This window comes from Allofrancisella inopinata (assembly GCF_012222965.1).
Lineage (GTDB): Bacteria > Pseudomonadota > Gammaproteobacteria > Francisellales > Francisellaceae > Francisella > Francisella inopinata.
Genome location: NZ_CP038241.1, coordinates 446,246 through 471,939, shown reverse-complemented (window position 1 = coordinate 471,939; position 25,694 = coordinate 446,246). Strand labels below are relative to the sequence as shown.

The following is a 25,694-nucleotide window of genomic DNA, read 5'->3' as shown; positions in this document are numbered from 1 at the left end:
AGCACCCAAGTATACCGGATTTTAAATTTTCTAATATTCTATTCAAATCAAAAAGTAAAATCCTTTTTACTTTATTCTGCTTGAGTTGATTATAAATGTGTTTTAATAAGAGGTAAAGCTATTGGGACTATAATAGAAGTGACACCAATACCAACAACCCAATATAAGAACACTTGCATTCTGTCTACTCTTTTATCAACTTGCTCAAAGCGTTGATTGATACTAGTTTTTAATTCACTAAACTTGGCATCTACATCATTTCTTAATCTATCTATATCAACTCTTGTTTCAGTAACAACATCATGAGTAATTTTATGAGCCATAAGATTAATATACTCTTGCTGACTTAGACTGATATTTTTATCATCGCTCATATTAAATTAACCCATATGTTTATTTTGTTATTTTATTTATTATATATTAGTATATAGCGTATAAGCAAATAAACTTCCTTAAACCATATCAATATATCCTAGCTTGACTGAGAATACTTATAATTAATACGCCTTAAGCTTGATCTTATAGTTAATACTAATACTTAGTTCACAGAATTAATATTCTGCGTAAGTAAATATAGTCACCTTTTATTACATTCACTAAATTTTTCAACCATAATTAAACACTAAAAATTCATCATTCAACATTCAATATTTCACCGTGCCACAGCTCATTCAAAAAATCTCGCCAAAATATAGTTTCGATATTTTTAAATTTCCGCCTAACAGGATCATGGCTAACTATAATATATCGCTGGCACAATCCTTCTTCAGCAAACACCAGTAAACCCTTGTAGTGTTTATCTTTTATCGCATCGGTTGCTTTAATTTCTAATGCAATTTCATCACCAATAATACAATCAACTTCTTGCCCATGCTTTGATCGCCAATAAGATAGAACTTTATTTAGCCTACGATAACTTAAATATGTACGTAGCTCTATAATGATAAAATGCTCAAATAATTGACCATAAATTTCTGACTGTTTTGGAATAGACTTAAGACCAATCAACGCATTTCTAACCCCAGTATCAAAAAAATAAAATTTCGCAGTACTAATAGCTTTACGCTTTATCGTTTTTGTATATGCAGGTAACAAAAATCCAACAAATGTATCTTCAAGAATATGATAATATTCTCTAACCGTTGATGGTGGCAACCCTACATCACTACCAATATTGGTAAAATTAAGCATCTGTCCAGACGTCAGTGCAGCTGTTTGCAAAAAACGACTAAAACCTGGTATATTTCGTACAGAAGCTTCTATCTGTATCTCCTCTTTTAGGTATGTACCTATATATGCGTCTAAGTCTTCCTCTGGCTCATCACTTAAATAAATCGCTGGAAGACCGCCATATCTTAAATATCGCTCTAAATTAAAATCTGTAATTTCAAAACTTGTAAGTGGAAACAATTCTGCTTGTCTTGCCCTTCCAGCTAATAAATTTTGATGTTTGCGTCTTAAAGTCCTAGCACTACTGCCAGTTAGTAAAAAGCGGATACCTTTTTCTTCTATTAAACGATGCGCCTCATTTAAGAGCATGGGAATTTTTTGAATTTCATCAATAACTACCACATCAGGATAGCTATATGCAGCTATCATGTGTTCTAGATGATGAGGTTTTGCACTTAGCTCTAAATATAATTCACTTCTTAGTAGATTGATGATCAAAGTTTCTTTCGGAAAAGTGTTTCTAATCAAAGATGACTTACCTGTTGCTCTTGGACCAAACAGAAAAAATGATTTTTTTGCTAATAACTCAACAAGATTAATAGCTCTACTATAATACATTACCTACACCATCATGCTTGGATAATAAACTATTATAATGCTGCTTATCCGGATAATCAACAACAGTATTGCATTATAATTAATTATTAAGTCTATGCTCAAACTCTGGCACAATTTTCTTCAATATTTCAACTTTATCAGAGCTCTCTTCCATTAATAAATTTATATCTGTATTCAAAATATTGATATCATAAAAAGTTTTTCTACCTATAAATATATCTTTATAGTCTGTTCTAATATCGTTCTCATCTATAAGTAATTCTTCATAGAGTTTTTCACCTGGTCTTAAACCTGTGATTTTAATTTCTATATCTTCTCTTCCAGCTAATTTTTTAAATTGCTTAGCAAGCTCTATTATTTTAACAGGTTTTCCCATGTCTAAAACAAAAACTTCAGAATTTTTTGCTATAGCTCCTGCTTGAAGCACAAGCTCACATGCTTCTGGTATTAACATAAAGTATCTTGTAATTTCAGGATGTGTAACTGTCAGAGGCCCACCATTTCTAATTTGTCGCTCAAACTTTGGTATCACACTACCACTACTACCTAAAACGTTTCCGAATCTAACTGCAGCAAGCTTAGTTTTTTTGAAGTCTACATTTTGTAAATACAACTCACAAATCCGCTTTGTAGCACCCATAACATTAGTAGGGCGAACAGCCTTATCAGTGGATATAAGAATAAAAGATTCTACTTTATATTCTATAGCTAAATCTATAGTATTTTTAGTGCCTAGAATATTATTGTGTATTGCCTTACTAATATTTTCCTCAACTATTGGTACATGTTTATACGCTGCAGCATGAAATACTATTTGCGGCGAATGCTTTTCAAAAACTTTTTCTAGGTCTTTTTTATCACATACTGAACAAAGCACACTTCTAATATTAGCTGGCTCACATTCTTCTGTGATTTTATATAAGTTAAACTCACTGTGATCTAATAAAATTAGTTGCTTTGCTTTATATTTTATACATTGTCTGACAATTTCAGAACCTATACTTCCACCGGCACCTGTAACCAAAATTGTTTTATTTTCTATAAAATTAGAAATACTCTGAGTATCTAAATTTTTAGAGTCTCGCGACAGCAGATCATAAACAGAAACTGGCTTTAATTGTGACATAAAGCTTTTATCTTGAAGTATATTTTCCAAAGATGGCATGATTTTAATTTGTTTAAAATCCTTATCTAAATCCTTGTAAATTTCTTTTATAACTTTATTTGCTGTACTTGGCAACGCAATAACTAGTAAATCAAACTTATGAGAAAGTAACTTCTGTTTTAACTGTGCTCTAGATAAAACCTTTCTTCCATCTATACTACGCTTTTGTAAAGACTCTTTATCATCAACAAAGCATTTAACTTTATATTCTGTACCTGCAAATTCCTGCGCTATTGTGGTACCAGCATTACCAGCACCATAAATAACAACATTTTTTGTTTTTGCTATAAAACTTCTATTTGTAAGATACCAATAAGAATACACGCTTATATTCATCAATAATAAATAGAATAAAAACTCTGAAAATATCATAGCAAATGGTATTTTTTGATAAAATAATACCGCTACAATTATAAAAACTGGTGTGTTGACAAAAATTTTTCGTAAAAATGTCTTTTGTGTAGATTTACGCCAACTAGCTATATAATCTCTAAATAACAATAAAGAAAACAAACACCTTAAACAGACCATGAGTATAAAAAAATAAAAAAAGCATAAACCTACAGGTTTTTTAAAAATGTAAAAAGTCCAACTTATTGTTATAAAACTTAAAAATATTACTACTAAAAAATTGAGTAATCTCTTATCTCGCAGAAATAACATAAGACTAAAATATACAAAAAGCGTAAAGTGGATTATAGCAACAAACTTAAGTTTTCTAAACTACAATCTGGAGATAAAATCTGCTATTTTCTTATAAGAAACTGACTCTATGGTTTTAACATCTTGTAGATACCAAGATATCCATAGCTCTTTTATCAAGAAAGTTGCTTTAATAACAACCTCAGAGCTTACACCATATGGTTTACTAGATATTTTTTTTGCTAATTTATTTTCTAACTCATCAACTTCTATTTGATAAGCTCTATCTCTTTGTAAATTTGCTTTGGCTTTTTCTAATCTATTACCTAAAGCTTGGATATAATACTTATATCTTTGTAAATAAATTAAAGGAGCAGATAAAAAATCATCCGTGAATAACTTATCTAACTCATTTTTTATATCTGCATATAGTTGAATAAAGTTTAGAGGTATTTTTTTAACATTAAGCTTCTTATCAAGCTGGTCCTTTGCTTTGACAATCTCTATAAATAATAACTCTACTTTATTTTTATTAGTTGTGAAGCTCTCTAGCCCCCTATTATAAAACGATTCAAATGCTTGTTTTGTATATGGTAAGCCAAATACATCCCCTCTCCTGTCATCCTGAACTTGATTCAGGATCTCATTACTATTTTTAGTATTATCATCAGAATCAAAAGATTCCGGATCGGAGTCCGGAATGACAACGTTATTAGCTTGCTTTTTAATATCAAAAAAACTTAAATCTATAACTTTAGTCATTACCTTATCATTTGAATCTTTAAGCTTCATTGACATAGATAGGCTAGCCAAATCATTGCTTTTAATACTTTTTGCTAATCGGTTTTGTAGTCTTAATTTGACTAATCTAATTAAAGCTTTTTTCATACATAAGTTTGCTTCTTGCTGTGTTGCCTTATAAGAAAGCCTAACACCATCTTTAAACTCTTCTAGGCAATTATAAACTCTAACATCTATGCCATATTCTTTAATTTTCTGCTGGTGGGCTATATCGCCAAAATCCCAATCATAGTAAACTTTATCATCAAACTGTTTATTAGATTTATACACAAAATCTTTAAACTTAAGTTTTAACTTATCAAGGTCTTTATCTATAGCTAAAACCTTACCTATTTCATCAACAATTTTTATATTTAAAATAAGATATTTATCCAACTCTTCATTTTCCCAAACACTCTCGTCAACAACAAAACCAACTATCCTAGTTATATGTTTTGCTATGACTACTTTTAGTGGTTTATATCTATCTTTTTCAAAATCTATAGACTCAAATATAGCCTGAGCGTAGGTTGGTACAGGAACACAATTCTTACGGATATTTTTGGGTAAAGCTCTTAATAAAGCAACGATTTTGTCATATAAAAAACCATATACTCCCCACTCCAACACTACTGGGTTGACTTCATTTAAAAAAATAAGTGGCAGAGTAACAGTTGCACCGTCTCTTTCATCCAAAGGGTTAAAATGATATTCCAATGGCAAATGCATATCGCCAATAGTTAGAACATCGGGATATTTGTGTTGTGTGATATCTTTAGCATCACGCTGCATCAAACTTTCCAAGTCAAAGACAAATTTTTGCTGCACTTCTTTAGATATATTCTTAAGCCATTTATCAAAACTTACACCATCACAAACATTTTCAGGAATTATATTATCATAATGCTGATACATTTGCGGTTCATCAACTAGAATATCTTTCCTACGTGACTTACTCTCAAGGTCTTCTATTTGGCTTATTAATTCAAGGTTCTTATTGTAAAAATATGCTTTACTTTCAAAATCACCATTAACCAAAGCTTCACGAATAAAAATTTCTCTAGCATGCTGTGGATTTATCCTTGAGTATTGTACTGATCTTTTAGAAATTATTTCTAGTCCATAAAGTGTTACCCTTTCATTAACAATTACAGATCTATGTTTTTTGCTCCAAACTGGTTCCTCATAATGTTTTTTAATCAAATGTTTAGCTAAACCCTCTAGCCACTCCGGTTCAATGCTTGCAACATTTCTTGCATATGTTTTTGTAGTTTCAACGATTTCTGAACTTAAAATCCATTTTGGTTTTTTCTTAAATTGTGATGAGCCTGGGAATATAAAAAACTTTAGACCTCTGGCTCCTAAATACTCTGCTCCTTCATGGATTTTACCAATATTACTTAAAAAACCACTAGCTATAGCTTTGTGTAGGTTTTCATGCTTAACCACAACAGCACTATTATCATCCTGAACTTGTTTCAGGATCTCACTATCCTGGCTTTGATCTCTATGCTCAAAAGATTCTGGATCAAGTCCGGAATGACGAATATTTTGTTTTAGAATAACGGCATTATTGAGCTTCCACTTAAAACCATGTATAACTTCAACAATTTGCCTATAAATATCACTCCATTCGTTAAACCTAACTGGAGATATAAAATTTCTTCTGAAATACTCTTTTTTCTCTTTATTAGATAACTCTTTAAGCTCTAAATTAAGCCTATTTGCTAAATTTAAAATAGCTATAAAATCTGAAGATTTATCTTTATCAACGCCATGTGCTTCATCTGCTTTTTGCTGAAAATTTAGAGGTCTTTCTCTAGGATCTTGAACACTTAAAAAACTCGCTATTGATATAACTTCTTTTAAACAATTTTGCCTATGACCTTCTATTACTATCTTAGCCAATTTAGGGTCTAAAGGCATAATAGCCATTTTTAGGCCATCGGCTGTGATTTTAGAGTTTGAAAATTTAGGTTCAGAAATAGCTTGTAGTTCAAATAATAGTTTAAATCCATCTTTTACAAATCTAGAATCTGGAGGATCAATAAATGGGAAATCTTGAATATTACCTAATTTCAAAAATAACATCTGTAAAATAACAGAAGCTAAATTTGTGCGTAAAATCTCAGGGTCTGTAAACTCTTTTCTAGATAAAAAATCATCCTCACTATAAAGCCTAATACATATACCCGCCGACAATCTACCACAACGACCAGCTCTTTGGTTTGCACTAGCTTGGGAGATTTTTTCTATTGGTAAACGTTGCACCTTGGTACGATAGCTATACCTACTAACTCTAGCTAAACCAGAGTCTATTACGTATTTTATTCCTGGTACCGTTAGAGATGTTTCAGCTACGTTTGTGGCTAAAATAATTCTGCGTGTAGAACCATCAGGATTGAAAATTTTATTTTGATCTTTATTCGATAATCTAGAAAATAAAGGTAACACCTCTGTGAATCTAAGATTTTGTTTATTTAAGTATGTTAAAGTTTCATGAATATCTCTTTCTGTTGGTAAAAATACTAAAATATCACCTTGGCCTAGCTCCTCAACTGCATAAAGAATTTTTTCTTGTAAAGAAAAATCCTCAAAAGCCTCATCATTTTGATAGCGTATTTCTACAGGATAAGTTCTACCACCAATAATAATATCTTTAGCTTTTGGAAAATAATTAATAAACTTTTGGTGATCTATAGTTGCTGAAGTAATAATAACTTTTAAATCAGGTCTAAAAGGTAGAACCTTCTTTATACACCCTAGTAAAAAATCAATATTTAAACTTCTTTCATGTGCTTCATCAATAATTATTACTTCATATTGAGAAAAATATTTATCATTCTTAATTTCAGCTAAAAGCACCCCATCAGTCATTACTTTTATTAAGGTGTTTTCATCAGTGTGATCTGAAAAACGAATCTTATAAGAGACTTTTGATTGATCTCCTATCTCTGTGGCGACCCTAGCAGCAATTGATCTGGCGGCTAACCTGCGTGGTTGAGTATGACCAATCAGCCCTCTTTTACCTAAGCCTAAGTCCAAACATATTTTGGGCAACTGTGTTGATTTACCTGAACCTGTCTCCCCAGCTACTACTATTACCTGGTTTTCTTGGATCATTTTTTTTATATCAGCAACTTTTTCAGCTACAGGAAGATGTGGATAAGTAATTTCAGGGAGTTTTTTTTGCTCTATTTCTTGAGCTAATGCTTCTAACTCTTTAGCTAAGTTATTATGACCAATCTTTTTATTTTTAAGGATTGAAATATACTTACTACGTAGTTTCGTTGGGATTTTGTTTAAAAGACTAAAACAATTCATTCGTTTATTTTTTTCTAAAGAATTTTTCTCTAATATAATCAACTCCTAAAGTGCTAAACACTGACAAGATAAGGCTTAAGACTAAGGCAATAAGGATATATTTGTTTTTACTCTGTATACTATAGTCTAAGTAAGTTTCATTTACTACAAAGTCAGCTTTCTTTAAATTAAGCTCAGCTTGTTGTTTCAAGAAATCATATTCTATTAGCTTATCTTGCAATGTTACTAATCCTACTGACTCTGTGCTATCTTTAGCCTTTAAGGTTTTTAGCTTATCAGTTAAAAATGCTATATGCTGGTCAGCACTGTCTAATGAAAGGACGTATTGCATTTTAGCTCTAAGCAATACATCAGAATTATTTAAAAATTTAGCAAAATCGTTGACTTTCATATCTAAAACTTTTCTTTCAACGAGATTACTAGATGTATAACTTACATCAAATATATATTTGTTACTCGTATTAACAACAAAGCCTAATAAATCACCCACACCAGCATTATAATCGCTAAATATTTGCTGAATATCTTTACTATCTACCAAAACCATGCCACCACTATTTATTGGTAAGCTTATAGTAGCTGTATAAGTATACTTATTATAGTTCTTATTAGCTATAAATAGGCTACTTGCAATTAAACCTATCACTAAAACTGCAACAAATATAAGCTTATTACGCCATAACTTAATCAATAAATCAGTTATAGATATTTCTATATATTCGTCTTTTTGGTTTTCTGACATTATATATTTCCTTTATACCTTAGCCAAAATAGAGTTTAAAGTTTCACTAGGCCTCATAACACTACCAAGCTTACTAGCTTCTGGTAAATAATACCCGCCTATATCAGCTTGTTTGCCTTGAACACTAGCCAATTCCTTAACGATTTTTTCTTCATTATCTTTTAACTCTTGATAAATCGGTTCAAATTTAGCTTTTAACTCTTGATCATCATTCTGCTTAGCTAGCGCTTTTGTCCAATAAAAGGCTAAATAAAAATGACTACCCCGAGTATCAAGCTCACCAACATTACGACGAGGCGACTTATCATTATCTAAGAAATCTTTATTTGCCTGGTCTAAACCCTCAGCAAGAACTTTAATTTTAGAATCTCTAGTCTTAATTGCTAGATCTTCTAAAGAAGCTCCTAATGCTAAAAACTCCCCTAAAGAATCCCATCGTAAATGGTTTTCATTAATTAACTGCTCAACGTGTTTAGGAGCTGAGCCGCCAGCACCAGTTTCAAATAATCCACCACCAGCAAGAAGTGGTACAATAGAAAGCATCTTAGCACTTGTACCAAGCTCTAAAATAGGGAAAAGATCCGTCAAATAATCTCTTAAAACATTACCTGTGACAGAAATAGTATCTTTCCCCTCTTTCATTCTTTTTAAAGAGTATTTTGTAGCTTCAACTGGAGAAAGTATCTCAATATTAAGACCAGTTATATCATGTAGAGTTAGGTACTCATGCACTTTAGCGATAAGATTTCTATCATGAGCTCTCTTAGAGTCCAACCAGAAAATAGCAGGATTTCGGGTAATTTTAGCTCTATTAACAGCTAGCTTAACCCAATCTTTAACTGCTATATCTTTAGTTTGGCAAGCCCTCCAAATATCACCTTTTTCAACGTTGTGCTCAAAAATAATATTATCTTCAGTATCTATCACTAACACTTTACCATCAGCTTGTATTTCAAATGTTTTATCATGAGAGCCATACTCTTCTGCTTTTTTAGCCATTAAACCAACATTTGAAACATCACCCATAGTTGCAACATCAAAAGCTCCATTTTCTTTACAAAAATCTATAGTTGCAGCGTATACACCAGCATAACATCTATCTGGAATCATCGCTTTCATATCTTGAAGCTTGCCTTTTTTATTCCACATCTTTCCAGATGAGCGAATAGCAGCAGGCATTGAAGCATCAATAATCACATCACTTGGAACATTTAAGTTTGTAATACCTTTGTCCGAATTAACCATAGCAATTTCAGGCTGCTTAGCAAAAACTTTATCTATATCAGCATTTATTTTATCTTGAAGTTCTTGAGGAAGTTGTTTTACTTTCTCGATCACATCCCCCCAACCGTTACGTGAATTTACACCCAACTCTTTAAATTCTTTTGCATATTTTTTAAACACATCTTCAAAGAAAATCTCTACTGCATGACCAAACAAGATCGGGTCAGAAACCTTCATCATAGTTGCTTTTAAATGTAAAGAAAGTAAGGCACCTTCTTTTTTAGCATTTTGTATTTCTTGTTTATAAAATTCTCTTAAAGCTTTTACAGAAATTTTAGTTGCATCAATTATTTCTTTTTCTTCTAATTTTAAGCCTGCTTTTAGTACAGTTTCTTTATCTTTGTTGTCAACGTGAACTATTTTTACAGCTGTAGCTTTTGGCACTATGTGAGATTTTTCATTAGCATAAAAATCATTTTCAGACATACTTGCAACATGAGACTTAGAATCTTTTGTCCACTGGCCCATAGAGTGTGGATGCTTTTGAGCATAAGCTTTGACAGCTGCAGCTACACGACGATCAGAATTGCCTTCTCTTAGAACTGGATTTACAGCACTTCCTAACACTTTTGAGTAGCGACTCTTGATCTCTTGCTCTTTTTCATCTTTAGGCTCAAACGGATAATCAGGAATATCATACCCTTTTGTTTGTAGCTCTTTTATAGCTGCTGTTAGCTGTGGTACAGAAGCACTTATGTTAGGTAATTTTATAATATTTGCATCTGGTGTTTTTGCTAGCTCACCTAATATAGCAAGATCATCAGAACATTTTTGCTCGTCTGTCAGATAATCATTAAAATTAGCAAGTATACGTGATGCTAATGATATATCTTTTGTTTCTAAAGCAATATCTGCTAATTTAGTAAAACTTTGAACTATTGGTAAAAAAGAACCTGTAGCTAATGCTGGTGCCTCATCAGTTATTGTATAAAATATTTTATGCATAAGAAATCTCCGTAAATAGATAATTTTAACTTTTAAATACTAGCATAAAACTAGTAAGTATTTAACATTTCAGCAATCTTATCCTCTGATCTTGCTACAACGGCAAAATCTTTATGCTCAATAATTGGTCTTTCTAGCAGTCTTGGATTTTTAGCTACTATTTCTATTATTTGATCTTCGGAGTATTCATTATCTTTAAAGCTTTCTTTCCAAAGTTCTTCTTTTGTGCGGATAATATCTCTTATAGAAAGTTTAAGTTTTTTAAGTAAACCTTTTAACTCTTCTATTGACAATGGATTATCCAAGTATAAATGTTCATCATAGTTTACATCTTGTTTATCTAAAATCTGTTTAGCTTGACGTGATTTTGAACATTTCGGGTTATGATAAATTTTCATAGCCATTTTTATATTTTCAGACGGTTTGAGCTAAATTATATCTTATATCAGCCCTAAAAGCTAAGTGTTACAGATCGATCTCTGTACATGATGATTTTTTCAACCAGTCCTTTGCCTTACTGTTTCATATAAGGCTACACCTGTAGCTACCGAAACATTCAAACTAGAAACTTTACCAAACATCGGTAACTTTGCTAAAAAGTCACAACTAGTTTTTGTGCGTTGTCGCATGCCACTGCCTTCTGCACCTGCTACTATAGCTATTGGATCATTTAAATTCATGTCATACAAACTATCACTAGCTTCACCTGCTAAACCTACCACCCACACTCCTTGGTTTTTAAGCTTTTCTATAGCTCTAGCTAAATTTGTAACCACAACAATTTTAGTATGTTCAACAGCTCCACAAGCTACTTTTTTAACCGTAGCATTTACAGGTGCACTATTGTCTTTAGGAACCACTATAAAATCCACGCCAGCTGAATGAGCACTACGGATACAAGCACCAAAATTATGTGGATCTTGAACACTATCAAGCACTAAAATGAAAGGTTTTTCACTCTCTAGCAATAAGTTAGGAATATCGTTCTCACTATATGTTCTTAAGTTAGACCTTTCAATAGCAAAAATATTTTGGTGGTTTGCATCTTTTTTAATACGGCTTGGCAAATCTTTAATACTACTTAAAAATGTAATCTCTATACCTAAAGCTTTAGCTTCATCTATAATCTGAGATAATTTAGCATTTAAGCTTTGCTTTTGTAATACAAGCAACTCTTTTGCTTGATGTGCTTTTACCAAACTTTCTACAGCATGGATTCCATATACTAAATCACTCATTATAACTTTCCAAAAATTTTACAAGTTTTTCTCTTAATCCATCAAAAGAACCATTACTCATCATAACTATTTCTATATCTTTACTTTTTTGGATTACTAAAGATCCTATTACATCCATAAACTCTTCTATATTTTTAATAAAATCAACTTTTGTACTATCTTTTAAGAGTTCGTTTGCATCCCATTTTAATAAAGCATGATCATATAATAAAACCTTATCTGCTTTTAGTATTGCGTTAGGTAAGTTTTCTTTATTATTTCCTTGTTTCATAGTGTTAGATCGTGGATCTATTAGAGCAATTATATAAGCTTGTGGATTTTTATTGCGTACAGCTTCTAAAGTTAGTTTTATAGATGTTGGGTGGTGTGCAAAATCATCGTATAAAACAATACCTTCTTTTTTACATAAAACTTCCAAGCGTCTTTTCACACCTTTAAAGTTCTCTAAAGCATGCTTAATATCGTTATTAGATATATTAAGCTGTTTAGCTACAGCATAAGCACTCAATGCGTTTAAAGCATTATGCTCACCAATAAAATTCCAAGAAATTTCTACTTTATCACTACTATTTGAAACCAGCGTAAACTTAGAATAATCATTAGAGTGTTCTGAAATATAGAAACCTAATTTTGAGTTAGCAGCAACAGTATTTGACCAGCATCCCATATCTATTATTTTTTGTACATTTACATCAGAAGCATTATAGATGATACTTGCACTAGCTGGCATTTTTCTAATAAGCTGGTGAAACTGCCAATAGATAGCATCAATGTCTTTGAAAATATCAGCATGATCATATTCAATATTATTTATCACTAAAATATTAGGGTCATAATGAATCAACTTAGAGCGTTTATCAAAAAAGGCTGTATCATACTCATCTGCTTCAATAACAAAATATTCTGAATCTGTATACCTTGATGAAACACCAAAATCCCCACTAATTCCTCCAACAAGGAAACTTGGATTAAAACCGGCCTGTTCTAGAATTTTGATAGTCATAGTAGTAGTAGTAGTTTTACCATGAGTTCCTGCTATGGCGATAACCTTTTTATATTTTAATATGTTATGGTAAAGCCACTCGGGCCCAGAGAAATAGTTTAATTTTTCATCTAAAATTTTTTCTATTATTGGCAAGCCTCTTTTCATAACATTACCGATAATAATCTCATCAGGTTTTGCCTCTAATTGTGAACAATCAAAACCTTGAATAATTTCTATTGCCTGTGACTCAAGATAAGTACTCATTGGAGGATAAACGTTAGTATCAGAACCAGTAACTTTATAACCTTTTTGCTTAGCTAATATAGCTAATGAACCCATAAAAGTCCCGCAAATTCCTAAGATATGGATATGTTTAGACATCAATTTTTTAAAAATAAATCACAAAGATTACTACCGATTATATCAGCTTATAGTTTTTAAATATACAGCTACTATGGGACTGTCCACGCTGGAATTAGATGGGTGGTAACAGTATGATTACGTTAAAGAAAACTGACAAGTATGAGAAAATTTCATTTCGAAATAGCATAAAATAAAAGTAATTACATATTAAAAGCTTGCGTTATTTCTATCAAAAATTCACTCATTTTATTAAAAAAAACATATATGATATTACGTCTTTAATACGTATATTATAACTACATTTTTGTATAACAAAAATAATTATAATTTAGGAGATAAGAAATAATGCATAAGGAAAAACAATATTATGGATTTTAAGCAATATATTAAAGCATATCTTGCGTTTAATGAAGGTTTGGTCAAACTCTTAGATAAAGAAGATAAGCTATGTGAGCCTATAAGATCTTTTAAGAAAGACTTTTTAACAACTTTTTACGTTAGGAAGAGTTTTATTACCGGCATTACAAATATGGATATAATATGTTCAATGGAAAAGGAATTAAAAATAAAAGCTATAAACATTTTAACAGACTATCTTAAGTTTACAGAACAAGCAGAATTTAAATCTAAGTATCTAAGTACTATTCCTAAAATTTCTGATAATTTACACTTATCTAAAATGAAAAGAGAAACTTGTACTTTTATCGTTGAAAATGTAAATACCCTGGCTAAGCTATCAATAGCTAATATGCAACAACAACCACTTAAATCTGATGAGTATAATACCACTCTCTTTCAAGCTCACTTAGAAAATGTTAAACAGATTTTAAAAGAGAATAGTTTGATTGCTATTTCAGCAACAATCAATAAACTTCAGGAAAAATTTATCCAGCATGCATCAACGACAAACGTATCAAAACTAACAATGAAACAAGCTAGTCAATATGCTTCTATCAATAACCCAGGTAGAATGTTATGTAGTAATAGTGCTATTTGTGCTGCGTTGGAAACAAATGGTATACTTTTAAACCGTAATGATAAAAAAATAGCATCTTTTGGTTATTTAAGGAGTGAATATTTAACTTCTAGCTTTTTAGAAAAATGGTTTACTATACAAGAAGTAGTATTAGATCCTAGATTGTCTACTACTGAAAATGCAATCTTAGCACTCACAAGTGGAAAGTTTAATGGTGGAGTTTTTATAAGGACCACTATGAAAGAAGGTCCGGGACATAGCGAATATGTAATGTCCGACCAAAATGGTAAATTTTGGAAATCTGACGCTAATAGTAATATAAGTTACAATAGTATTACTCATAGTTACAGATGGCGCAAACTATATACAGGAAACGATAAGCATGTATTATATCATGATGACCTTAATGATGGTGAACATGACAGCATCACTATTTGGGGATTGATTAGAAAAGAAAATATAACTTGTGAAGCTAACCTAAACTTTAATAAACTTAAAGCGGTTGATCAACTTAATAATAAAATTTTCAACTTTAACTTACCAAAAGTTAAACAAGTATGTTTAGCACACATTCAAGAGTATCTTGATATAAAAACTCTATCATGGAAATCTTATAAAGATAGAGCTAATTCGATGTTAAATAGTATTCAACAACAAACTTCTATACAAAATGTGATAAAGATTATAGATAATGAAATTGAAGTCATTCGAAATTCAGGGAGTGTTAGATATTTGAATAAATTAGTTGATACTAAACTATATGTATCAAGCGTTTTAATGGAAAACTTTTAACTGTGAAACTCATTTGTAATAGCTAAAACCATATCTGACGCTAATTGCTTTAAACACCATATACATTCGTAATTTCTACTCTTTTTTTAATGCAATTGCCATGCCGTATACACAGTTATTACTAGTATTCTGTAAATTATTATTTATACTTATAAGCAACTATTAAATACTTGAGAAAAGTAAAGTGTTTATTGATTTTGCACTCAAAAACCAAGTCCTTAAATTTGGCGAGTTTACCCTCAAATCAGGCAGAGTTAGTCCGTATTTTTTTAATGCTGGGTTATTTAATACTGGCAGCCAACTTGCAACTCTAGCGGATTATTACGCACAGCTAATAGCTAAAAATAATATAAAATATGATATTTTATTTGGCCCTGCATATAAGGGAATACCTCTGGTAGCAGCTATATCAACTGTCTTAGCTGTTAAATACAACATAGATATGCCATATGCTTTTGACCGCAAAGAAGCAAAAGATCATGGTGAAGGCGGGGTTTTTGTAGGTGCAGATATGACAAATAAAAACGTTCTACTTGTAGATGACGTAATGACTGCTGGAACTGCGTTTTATGAGTCTTATAATAAGTTAAAAAATATAAATGCTACAATCACTGGGGTTGTGTTATCAATAGACCGTCAAGAGAAAGCCAAGGACAGCAATATTTCAGCTACAAAAAAAATCTCCCAAGACTTCGGTATCCCAGTTTTAGCTGTTACTAACTTTGATAGTATATTTGAGTATGTTAAAGAAAAGCTTAATGACAAAGTGATCAATAAGTTTAAAAACTATCGTGAAAAATATGGATCATAACAAAGATATATATATAATAGCTGATTTACATCTGAATGCTCATCATAGTGAACAGGCTAATATTTTCAAAAAATTCCTTGATAAAATATTATCAAATGAAAATATTCTTTTCATACTAGGAGATTTTTTTGATTATTGGATAGGCGATAATCACAAAGACAAGTTTTATCATCAAATCACAACGTGGCTAAAACAAGCTAGCGATAAAGGCTTAAAAATATATTTCATGCATGGTAATCGCGATTTTCTGATTGGCAAAAAATTTGCAAAATACAGTGGTGTAACTATAATTAAAGATCCTTATTATCTAAACATTGCTGATAAAAAAATTCTTTTTTCTCATGGTGATTTATTTTGTACTGGTGATAAAAGCTACCAAACCTACCGTAAATGGATTGCTTATAATAAGCCTTTAAGATTTCTATTTCGAAGGTTACCATTATTCTTAAGGGAAAGAACTGCCAAAAATGTAAGAAGCCATAGCTATGTGAAAAATCGTAGACAACCAAATATAGATATCACATCAATAGGAATAGAAAAATATCGAAAAGATTGCAACATTGTAATCCATGGCCACACTCACAGAATGGCTATTCACAAAGAAAAAGACCACACCAGATACGTACTAGGAGACTGGTTTAAAACAGGTAATTATATAAAAATTTCTACAGTTGGTGAGATAGTCCAAATTTCTAGTTTTGTTTAATATAGCCGTTCTACCTCTAAATAATCACTAAATTAGTAATAAACTCCTTTGTGATAAATGCACCAATTTATGTTGGAATTGGTATAAAACCCCTTACAGCTTGTGCTATTTCTTCCATCTCATAACTTCTAGCACCTTTAACTATGACTTTTGTAGCTACGTCATTATAAAGCTTAAGGACTTGTTCTAAATCCTTTTTTAGTTCTTCTTTTGTCTCATAAAGTTTAACATTTTCACTTTGAATTTGGCTAAGAGCAATTTCTAGTAAACTGTTATCACCATATAAAAAAACTCTATCAAACTTTGCCTCTTGTAGCCACTGCCCCATCTGCCGGTGATAATTTTCTGCCTCGTTACCAAGCTCCTTCATCGAACTGATAGCTAAAATCTTTTTTCCATCAAACTCTGCTAAATCTTCAATAGCTGCTTTTACTGCAGCAACACTAGCGTTATATGTATCATCTACCAGAATTAACTTTTCACTTAATTTCTCTATACAAAATCTACCTTTATAATTAATAATTTTACTAGTATTTTTAAGAAAATCTTTTGGATCAACTCCTGCAGCAACTACACTAGCAATAGCTAATACACTATTAAATAAATTGTGTTTACCTATAGCTGGAAGAAAATATTCATATTCTTTACTAAAGATACTAAGTTTAACCTTATAGGTGTCTTGGATAAGATCATATCCTTTTATGTAAATATCTGCCATTTGATTAAACATAGAGCAAGTGATTTTTTTACAGTCTAAGACAGATACATATTTAGATATTCTCTCATCGTCAAGATTTACTATACAATAGCCTTTTTGTGGTGTTACTTTTAAGAGTTCACCCTTTTCTGCCATTACACCATCTAAACTTTTCAAATTTTCTAAATGTGAAGCTCCAACGTTTGTGATCATCGCTACATCTGGTTGAATAATTTCAGCAGCTGCTTTAATCTCACCACCCACATTAGTACCAGCCTCAATTACTGCAAAATCTGCATCTTGAGGTGTTTCTAAAATAGTCATTGGTACCCCAAGATAATTATTTAAATTACCCTTAGTAAAGTGAACCTTCTTATCACTTAGTAAAGCTACTATCATCTCTTTTACTGTAGTCTTACCACAACTGCCTGTTAGCGAGATTATTGGCATTTTTAACGATTTACGGTACTCCTTAGCAAGCTTACGTAAGCCACGGATAGTATTTTCACACACTATTTGTGGAACATCTGTATTTTGCTTTTTAGAAACTAATAACGCTTTTGCACCATTTACGATAGCCTGAGGAATAAAATCATGACCATCCCTATTTGCCACTATTGCGACAAACAAACCATCTTGCTTAATATCATTTGAATTAATTACAATGTTTTTTATTTGAACGTCTTTTCCTATATACTCGAATCCTGCTTGAATTGCTAAATCTTTTAAAGAAGTGATCATACCTATTAATAAAAAACCTTCAAATAACATTATTGTAAGGCAACAGAGAAATATATGCTAGCAATTCTTATCGCCTCACAAATAGTTTGATAATACTTTGATTTTTCTAAATCTTTAGGACGATTTTTTATTTGCCCAGGATCTTTAGTCCAACGCTCATCGATTTTAGCTTTTCCACTATACTTTACATCAGCAACTTCAAATGCCTTCTTTTCTTTGTTTAAAATATCTAACATATCAACTATATTCTGCGAACCATCTATCGCTTTTAAAACCAATTTTGAACGATCTATGTGATGTCTACCATTAAGATACAATAATGCCTTCAAAGACATTTTACCTTTATTAGGGTCAGTTTTTAAATACTTTTCAAGTATTTCCAAAACTTTTCGTTTACACGTCTCAACCACCTTTTTTAATTCCCGAGCTTCCTCTACTTGCCATTCAAAACTCTTAGTTAGCTGATACTGCTGAATATTATATTCTAAACTTTCTCTAACACTCCTAAATCTACGACCTCTAGCAAAAGATTCACGTTTATTATCTAATTTTTGTTTTTGCTCTTTATAAAAAAATTCAAACGTGTTTATATAATCCTCATTTATATTAGTGATTTTACTTTTCGGAGATATTGTAACATGAACACTCCCATACATTATGACGCTATCGTAAAAATCTCCAACTTGGAACAATTCTGCATGTTCCAGATGCTCTAAATAATTTGATAATTTTGTAGCTTTATAGATCCATGGATCAATAATAACAGCGTTGCTTAACTCAGGATCGATTGATAACTCATGAAAATTATCTTTGTAATATACCCACTCTGGAGATGATGTACTATTGAATAACTTTAAACTAGTATGAGCCAATATAAACGCATGTTCAGCAGTGTTCATAAAAGATAAATAAAATGTATTTACTTTTATTTTTTTTAAACCTTGTGCTATATATAAGCAAGCAAATGATAGTTCTCCACAATAGCCAACACCTAGTTCTAAACTAACTCTGCCCTCTTCTTCAGGTGTAGAAGGTGATAAGCTACGTAACTCCCTGAATTTATACAACCTACTTATATAAAAACCATTTTTTTTATAACCAGAGTAAAGAGAATCTATATTTTCTGAATACTTTATATATTTCCTAACAGTCTTAACCAAAGCAGTTCCAATAGCTAACAACTCATTACTATCTACCATTATATATAATATTTTTAAATTTATTTTATATAATTATATAATTTTAATTAAATTTTTAAAGGTTAATTTTATATTTTAAGACTTAACCTATTAAATCATCATAGACTAATTAAACTAATAAGCGGTTGCTAAGCTTGCTTGAAATTTTCAGTCAGATTCATGAATCTATAGCCTTCCTTACTAAATTATAGTAACCAGCCTTATTTGTATATAATTTCTCCAACCTGAACTGTGCATTCCAGCCTTCTAACTTATCTAAAAGGGCTGTATATCTAACTCTATCTATAGCACTGTGTCTACGAATATCTCTCACCCAATCTAATTTTAAATCCACATCTGAGGTATATTTTTCAAAGTCATATTGTGTTTCTGGCACTACACCTAAACTAAATAATCCTTTAGCTGTTGAAGTCATGGCTATATTTTCCTTACTTAAGTTAGTAGGTGCTATATTTGAACTTCTTACAATAGAAAGTATAGTCATTACCCTTGTAAATATTTTTACTAGTTTATCTTCCCCAGGATATTTATAATCATCTATACACCTTTCTAGATATAAAATTATAGAGTTTATAGCTTTACCTTTTCGATCACTATGAAGACACCAACTATACCAGTATGATGATTTACTTTTCAATTTAGTAAAAAAATCTATTAAACTTATTAACTGCTGCTGCAAATGCTTCCTTGTTGTATAACCACGGTATATCTTCTGGATTGTTACAATTTCATTTTCATTTTCTCTATTGACATCAAGTATTAAACTATTTTCCACACTACTAAATCTACGTCCTCTAGCAAAACTATCACTATGTTCTGATAGTTTTTGTTGTTGCTCTTTATAAAAAAATTCAAACGTATTTACATAATCCTCACTTATATTAGTGACTCCACTTTCTGGAGAGATTGTAATACGGACACCTTCATACCTTATAATACCCTCAAAAAAATCTCTAACTTGGAATAATTCTGCATGTTCCAGATGCTCTAAATAATTTGATAATTTTGTAGCTTTATAGATCCATGGATCAATAATAACAGCGTTGCTTAACTCAGGATCGATTGATAACTCATGAAAATTATCTTTGTAATATACCCACTCTGGAGATGTACTATTGAATAACTTTAAACTAGTATGAGCTAATACAAACGTATGCTTCAAAGTGCTTATAAGGGATAAATAAAATGTACCTATTTTTATTTTTTTTGATCCTTGTGCTATATATAAGCAAGCTAACGATAGCTCATCACACCAACCAACACCTAGTTCTAGTCCGACTTTCCCATACCCTTGGGGTGTATAAGTTAAGCCTGGTATATTATCTATCTGCGTCACTTCTTCTCGTCTTTTTTTATAAAATTTGCTGCCTTTATAGTTAGAATATAATAGCTTCATATTTTCTGAATACTTTATATATTTTCTAACTGTCTGAACCAGAGCAGCACTAATAGCTAACAACTGATCACTATCTATCATGTTAATCTCCCCATTTTTTATTTTTGTACACATTTTAATATTTTGGTCGCAAATATTGCCAACAAACAAGTTGCTAATCATTTTTTCAAATTACAAAATGTGACGCGTGAAACTGGATTTCTAGAGTCAGACTAAATAATTTTACTAATATTTCTGCTGTAAATCTAAGCCAAGAGATTTAAAGTACTAATATGTGCTGAGATTATAACGATAGTAGACTTTTTATAACTTATTATCTACGTGTATACTAGAATGGACAAAATATCAAACAAAAGCCAGATTCTAACTTTTAATATCCCAAATGTTTCTAAGAGTTACAGTTCTATTAAATACAGGGTTTTCTTTTGAGTAATCTTTTTGATCTGCTACAAAATAGCCAATTCTGTTAAACTGGAAATGCTCTTCAGGCACAGCATCTTCTAGAGATTTTTCTAGTTTAGCATTTTTGATAATTTCCATAGAATTAGGGTTTAGGCTATCTTCTATGTTTTCAAATTTAGTTGGGTTTTCGTCATTAAAAAGTCTGTCATAAATCCTAATTTCAGCATCTATACAGTTATTAGCATCTACCCAATGGATAATACCATCTGGTTTTTTACCATCTTCTGGTTTTTTACCACCTAAAGTTTCTGGTAAATAACTACATTTTAATTCAATGACCTCACCTCCAGCGTCTGTTATAACTTCATCACAATCTATTACATAGCTATTCATAAGTCGCACTCGACCATTTGGGTTTAGTTTTTTCATACCTTTTTCAAGCTCAAATACAAAATCATCTCTTTCAATAAATATCTCAGACGAAATGGTGATATCTCTTCTACCTAAATCAGAGTTTTGTGGGTGGTTTGGCACATCTAAGGTATGTGGCTGCATCCCTTTTATAGTTATTTTAATAGGATCTAAAACAGCATTTTTCCTTAAAGCGTTTTTATTAAGGTCATCTCTAATAGACTCTTCAAGTACTGATACATCAATTATAGAATCTTGTTTTGATATTCCTATCATTTCACAAAAATTACGGATAGATTCTGGAGTATAGCCTCTACGACGATAACCTTTTAGTGTAGGCATACGTGGATCGTCCCAACCATTTACCAGATTATTATCAATTAGATATTTCAATTTTCTCTTACTTGTAATCGTATAGTTTAGATTAAGCCTAGAAAACTCTATTTGCTGAGGTTTAACTTGGAACTCTGTCTCATTTACTACCCAATCATAAAATGGTCTTTGATCTTGAAACTCAAGAGTACAAAGAGAATGAGTGATACCTTCTATAGCATCTTCTAATGGATGGGCAAAAGCATACATTGGATAGATACACCATTTATCACCAGTTTTTGGATGACGTGAGAATTTTATTCTATATAAAGCTGGGTCCCTTAGATTGATATTGCCAGATGACATATCTATTTTTGCTCTTAAAGTTTTACTACCTTCAGCAAATTCACCATTTTTCATTTTTTCAAAAAGCTCTAGATTGTTCTGTATACTCCTATCTCTATATGGACTATTTCGACCAGCTTCTTTTAGGGTACCTCTATATTGCTTCACTTCATCAGCAGACAGATCACAAACATAGGCTTTGCCTTTTTTGATAAGTAATACAGCAAGCTCATACATTTTGTCAAAGTATTCTGATGCAAAGTGAGGCTGATTTTCCCACTTAAAACCAAGCCATTGTACATCCTCTTGGATTGCATTTATATATTCGATATCTTCTTTATCTGGATTAGTATCATCAAACCGTAAATTACATTTCCCACCAAATTCTTGAGCGATACCAAAATTTAGACAAATAGATTTTGCATGCCCTATATGCAGATAACCATTAGGTTCTGGTGGAAACCGTGTCAGTATGCTAGAAATATTATTATTTTCTAAGTCTTTTTTAACAATATTTTTGATAAAGTGAGTTTTAACAGTATAATTTTTATCAGTCATATTTCTTATGATAATGTGGTTTTAATATATTAGTTAATATTTTACTTTATTCGAGAACTCTGCGTACAATTTTTTGAAAAAAAAGTATATTCCAGCTATAATCTGACTAAAATATCACTAGCTTATCTGGCTAATAAGGAAACTTGTATCATGGATCCGTCTTTTGTGGATGATAGTAAGTATTTATTCACAACAAAAAATGTATACCAAAATTTAACTTTGGATGAACTGGCTGAACACGCTCAACATACTTGTAACTTCATAAATATGGACGGTAAGACCTTAATAGTTGATAGTGGAAATATCAAAGGTAGATTACCTGATGATAAGTATGTGGTTGAAACTAAATACGCTAAAAAAAATGTTTGGTGGCATGAGCATGGTTCTGATAACAAAAGACTCAAACGTAAAGACTGGAAGTTAATTAAACAAAAACTTTGTGATAACATTTCTAGCAAAAACATATTTGTTATAGAAGGTTTTTATAATCATGATGAAAAAAACAAAATAGCTGTTAGACTTATAACAACTCAAGCTTCAGCTGCTTATTTTTTTAGGCTTATATGTATCAGGCCAGCTGCAAAAGAGCTTGAAGATTTTAAGCCACAATGGGTAATGATGCATTCACCTGAAACCATTATAGATAACTATAAAGAACTCGGGTTGAATTCCTCAAAAGTTATAGCAACAAACCTTAAGCAACGTCAAAGTATATTTATAGGTACTCGCTACCTTGCAGAAATTAATAAAGTTTTGTTATCAATCATGAGTTATTATTTATCACTTAATAATATTGGTATCTTTTACTGCTCTGTTGGCGTTGATGCAGAAGCTAGAAGCCTTATGTTCTTAGGGCTTTCTGGTAGTGGTAAGACAACACTAGCGTTAGACAACCATAGAGCTTTAGTCACAAATGAAGCTATAGCTTGGACAGAATCAAAAGGTTTATACAGCCTAGAATCTGGACTAACCATTAAAGCTGCTAGTTTTAAAAAAGATGATAGCCGTATAAAAAACGTTCTACAAAACCATTTGCTTATAGAAAACCCTAATTTTGATGAAAGCGAGAATGTGATTTTCGGCCATAAAGAACCTTCCCAAAGCAACACCTATCTAACATTTTGTCGAGAAAATTTTGAAAACTGTATTATAAATACAAATGATCCTAGCACAATAATTTTTTTAGTAAAAGACGCAAAAGGTGTGTTGCCTAGAGTAGCAAAATTAAGCAAAGGTCAAGCAATATATTATTTCTTATCAGGTTATACTAGTACTTCAACAGGAGTTGAAGAAGGTGTGATAGAACCTAAGCCTGAATTTTCTAGTTGTTACGCTCAACCATTTTTATTACTCCAACCTACAAGATACGCAAGTATTTTACGTCAAAGGCTCAAGCATAGTAACGCTAAAATTTATATGGTAAATGTTGGCTGGATAGATGGCGATTTTAAAACAGGTAGGCGTGTACCAGTAGAAGAAACAAAAGCTATAGTTAATTATCTGGTAAATGATAAACAAGATATTGCTTTTAAATATGTACGGCAAAAATATTTTAATTTTAAATCGTTAATAACGATACAAGACCAAGAACAAACCTTACATTTAACTAATCACTGGCAAGATCAATCAGAATACAAAAAACAGTATAAATCTTTAGCTAAAGCTTTTATCAAGAACTATGAGCAGTTTGAAGAAGATGAATTTGCTCTAAAATACAAAAAATTTCAACCAATCGTATGAACAACTTTATAGCTAATATGATTGGGAAAATATAGCCAATCCTACAATATTTCGTAGTCTTTAGAAAATAGAAAAAACGGCTATTGGTAGTTAAATTTTCTTAAAGATAACTGACCCATTAGTGCCACCAAAACCAAATGAATTATTAAGCACATAATCAATTTTCATTTTTTTAGCAGCGTTAGCAGCATAATCTAAGTTACAGCCATCATCTAAATTTTGTAAATTTATAGTAGGAGGAGCAACTTGATCTCTTATAGCTAAGACACTAAATATAGACTCAATTGCACCAGCAGCTCCTAATAAATGACCAGTCATAGACTTTGTGGAACTCATAACAAGGTCTTTTCTATATTGACCAATAGTTTTTTCAACCACTTGACTTTCTTGAACATCACCTAAAGGAGTCGAAGTACCATGTGCATTTACATAATCTATAGCATCAGGGTTTTTTTCAAGTCCTGCATCTGCTAAAGCATTTTTAATACATTTTTCTTGACCTGGTGCGTAAGGCATAGTCATATGGTAACCATCGGCTGACATACCAAAACCTACAACTTCAGCATAAATCTTAGCGCCACGTGCTTTTGCTCTTTCATACTCTTCTAATACTACTACTCCAGAGCCATCACCTAAGACAAAACCATCTCTATCTCTATCCCATGGACGAGAAGCTCCTTGCGGGTCATCATTTCTTGTAGATAAAGCTCTAGCGGCAGCAAAACCACCGATACCAATAGCGTTACTAGCTTTCTCAGAGCCTCCAGCAAGCATGACATCAGCATCACCATAAGCTATAAGTCTCGCTGCCATACCAATATTGTGAGTACCAGTTGTACAAGCAGTAACTATAGGCACATTAGGCCCACGTAAGCCATGATTTATTGATATAACACCAGATAGGATATTGATAATTGACGATGGTATACAAAAAGGAGATATTTTTGATGGTCCTTTTGCATCAATAGTAGCTTTTGTAGACTCTAAAGTTTCAATACCACCGATACCAGAACTAACTGCTACTCCAAACTTATAAGAGTCTTCTTCAGAAACTTTATCTATACCAGCATCTTTTAAAGCTTCATTAGCAGCAGCTATACCATAATAGCAAAATGGATCCACTCTTTTTGCGTCTTTCTTGCCTACAAGCTTCTCTACATCAAAATTTTTAATCCTTGCAGCAAATCTTACCTTAAACTCACTAATATCTGGCGCTGGGGTATCAAAACCAGTTATAGTCTCCACACCACTTTTACCAGCTAGAATATTAGCCCAAGTTGTAGGCACGTCATTTCCCAAAGGTGTTACCATCCCAAGACCAGTAACCACGACTCTACGATTAGATTTCATAT

Annotated in this window: 18 protein-coding genes; 4 read left to right on the top strand and 14 right to left on the bottom strand. The window is 31.6% G+C overall.

Annotation, left to right across the window (positions count from 1 at the left end):
- Window positions 1–89 precede the first annotated feature (89 nt).
- From E4K63_RS02165 to mpl, 9 genes are all read right to left on the bottom strand, one after another.
- Window positions 90–374 (bottom strand): hypothetical protein, encoded by a 285-nt coding sequence (locus E4K63_RS02165; protein WP_133941602.1) that lies wholly within the window; start codon window positions 372–374, stop codon window positions 90–92.
- Window positions 375–633: 259 nt separating this feature from the next.
- Window positions 634–1,788, bottom strand: a complete 1,155-nt coding sequence (locus E4K63_RS02160; protein ID WP_133941600.1) for an ATP-binding protein — start codon at window positions 1,786–1,788, stop codon at window positions 634–636.
- A gap of 79 nt (window positions 1,789–1,867) precedes the next feature.
- Entirely contained in the window at window positions 1,868–3,616 is a 1,749-nt protein-coding gene (locus tag E4K63_RS02155) for a polysaccharide biosynthesis protein (protein WP_133941598.1), read from the bottom strand.
- Between the two features lie 60 nt (window positions 3,617–3,676).
- Complete coding sequence (gene hrpA / locus E4K63_RS02150; RefSeq protein ID WP_133941596.1) at window positions 3,677–7,699, bottom strand: ATP-dependent RNA helicase HrpA; 4,023 nt, start codon at window positions 7,697–7,699, stop codon at window positions 3,677–3,679.
- 4 nt (window positions 7,700–7,703) lie between these two features.
- A complete protein-coding gene (locus tag E4K63_RS02145; RefSeq protein WP_133941594.1) occupies window positions 7,704–8,441 on the bottom strand; it encodes a hypothetical protein in 738 nt (245 codons plus the stop codon).
- Window positions 8,442–8,453: 12 nt separating this feature from the next.
- A complete protein-coding gene (locus E4K63_RS02140; protein ID WP_133941592.1) occupies window positions 8,454–10,670 on the bottom strand; it encodes an NADP-dependent isocitrate dehydrogenase in 2,217 nt (738 codons plus the stop codon).
- A 50-nt stretch (window positions 10,671–10,720) separates the two neighbouring features.
- Window positions 10,721–11,068, bottom strand: coding sequence for an ArsC/Spx/MgsR family protein (locus E4K63_RS02135; RefSeq protein ID WP_133941630.1), 348 nt, complete (start codon window positions 11,066–11,068; stop codon window positions 10,721–10,723).
- Window positions 11,069–11,167: 99 nt separating this feature from the next.
- Window positions 11,168–11,908, bottom strand: a complete 741-nt coding sequence (gene rlmB / locus E4K63_RS02130) for a 23S rRNA (guanosine(2251)-2'-O)-methyltransferase RlmB (protein WP_133941590.1) — start codon at window positions 11,906–11,908, stop codon at window positions 11,168–11,170.
- On the bottom strand, window positions 11,901–13,274 hold the full coding sequence (mpl, locus tag E4K63_RS02125; protein WP_133941588.1) for a UDP-N-acetylmuramate:L-alanyl-gamma-D-glutamyl-meso-diaminopimelate ligase: 1,374 nt from the start codon (window positions 13,272–13,274) through the stop codon (window positions 11,901–11,903). The genes rlmB and mpl overlap by 8 nt, the downstream gene beginning before the upstream one ends.
- Before the next feature lie 349 nt (window positions 13,275–13,623).
- On the opposite strand from mpl, the gene E4K63_RS02120 reads away from it, so the two are divergent.
- The 3 genes from E4K63_RS02120 (at window position 13,624) to E4K63_RS02110 (ending at window position 16,541) form a co-directional block, all read left to right on the top strand.
- Window positions 13,624–15,024, top strand: a complete 1,401-nt coding sequence (locus E4K63_RS02120; RefSeq protein WP_133941587.1) for a hypothetical protein — start codon at window positions 13,624–13,626, stop codon at window positions 15,022–15,024.
- Window positions 15,025–15,208: 184 nt separating this feature from the next.
- Window positions 15,209–15,835, top strand: a complete 627-nt coding sequence (pyrE, locus tag E4K63_RS02115) for an orotate phosphoribosyltransferase (protein ID WP_133941585.1) — start codon at window positions 15,209–15,211, stop codon at window positions 15,833–15,835.
- Window positions 15,825–16,541 carry a UDP-2,3-diacylglucosamine diphosphatase gene (locus E4K63_RS02110; protein WP_133941583.1) on the top strand — a complete coding sequence of 239 codons (717 nt, stop codon included), beginning with the start codon at window positions 15,825–15,827 and terminating at the stop codon, window positions 16,539–16,541. Before pyrE ends, E4K63_RS02110 begins: the two co-directional genes overlap by 11 nt.
- Before the next feature lie 67 nt (window positions 16,542–16,608).
- On the opposite strand, the gene E4K63_RS02105 is transcribed toward E4K63_RS02110, so the two are convergent.
- From E4K63_RS02105 to E4K63_RS02090, 4 genes are all read right to left on the bottom strand, one after another.
- Window positions 16,609–17,979, bottom strand: a complete 1,371-nt coding sequence (locus E4K63_RS02105) for a UDP-N-acetylmuramoyl-tripeptide--D-alanyl-D-alanine ligase (RefSeq protein ID WP_133941581.1) — start codon at window positions 17,977–17,979, stop codon at window positions 16,609–16,611.
- Between the two features lie 29 nt (window positions 17,980–18,008).
- Entirely contained in the window at window positions 18,009–19,178 is a 1,170-nt protein-coding gene (locus E4K63_RS02100; protein ID WP_133941579.1) for a hypothetical protein, read from the bottom strand.
- 157 nt (window positions 19,179–19,335) lie between these two features.
- Entirely contained in the window at window positions 19,336–20,655 is a 1,320-nt protein-coding gene (locus E4K63_RS02095) for a hypothetical protein (RefSeq protein WP_133941577.1), read from the bottom strand.
- 282 nt (window positions 20,656–20,937) lie between these two features.
- The gene (locus tag E4K63_RS02090) at window positions 20,938–22,602 is read right to left on the bottom strand and encodes a glutamine--tRNA ligase/YqeY domain fusion protein (protein ID WP_133941575.1); all 1,665 of its coding nucleotides are present in this window, start codon (window positions 22,600–22,602) and stop codon (window positions 20,938–20,940) included.
- A 150-nt stretch (window positions 22,603–22,752) separates the two neighbouring features.
- Between E4K63_RS02090 and E4K63_RS02085 the strand changes: the two genes are divergently transcribed.
- Entirely contained in the window at window positions 22,753–24,342 is a 1,590-nt protein-coding gene (locus E4K63_RS02085; RefSeq protein ID WP_133941573.1) for a phosphoenolpyruvate carboxykinase (ATP), read from the top strand.
- Window positions 24,343–24,432: 90 nt separating this feature from the next.
- Here E4K63_RS02085 and fabF read toward each other — a convergent pair whose 3' ends face one another.
- Window positions 24,433–25,692, bottom strand: coding sequence for a beta-ketoacyl-ACP synthase II (gene fabF, locus E4K63_RS02080; RefSeq protein WP_035719876.1), 1,260 nt, complete (start codon window positions 25,690–25,692; stop codon window positions 24,433–24,435).
- Window positions 25,693–25,694 lie beyond the last annotated feature (2 nt).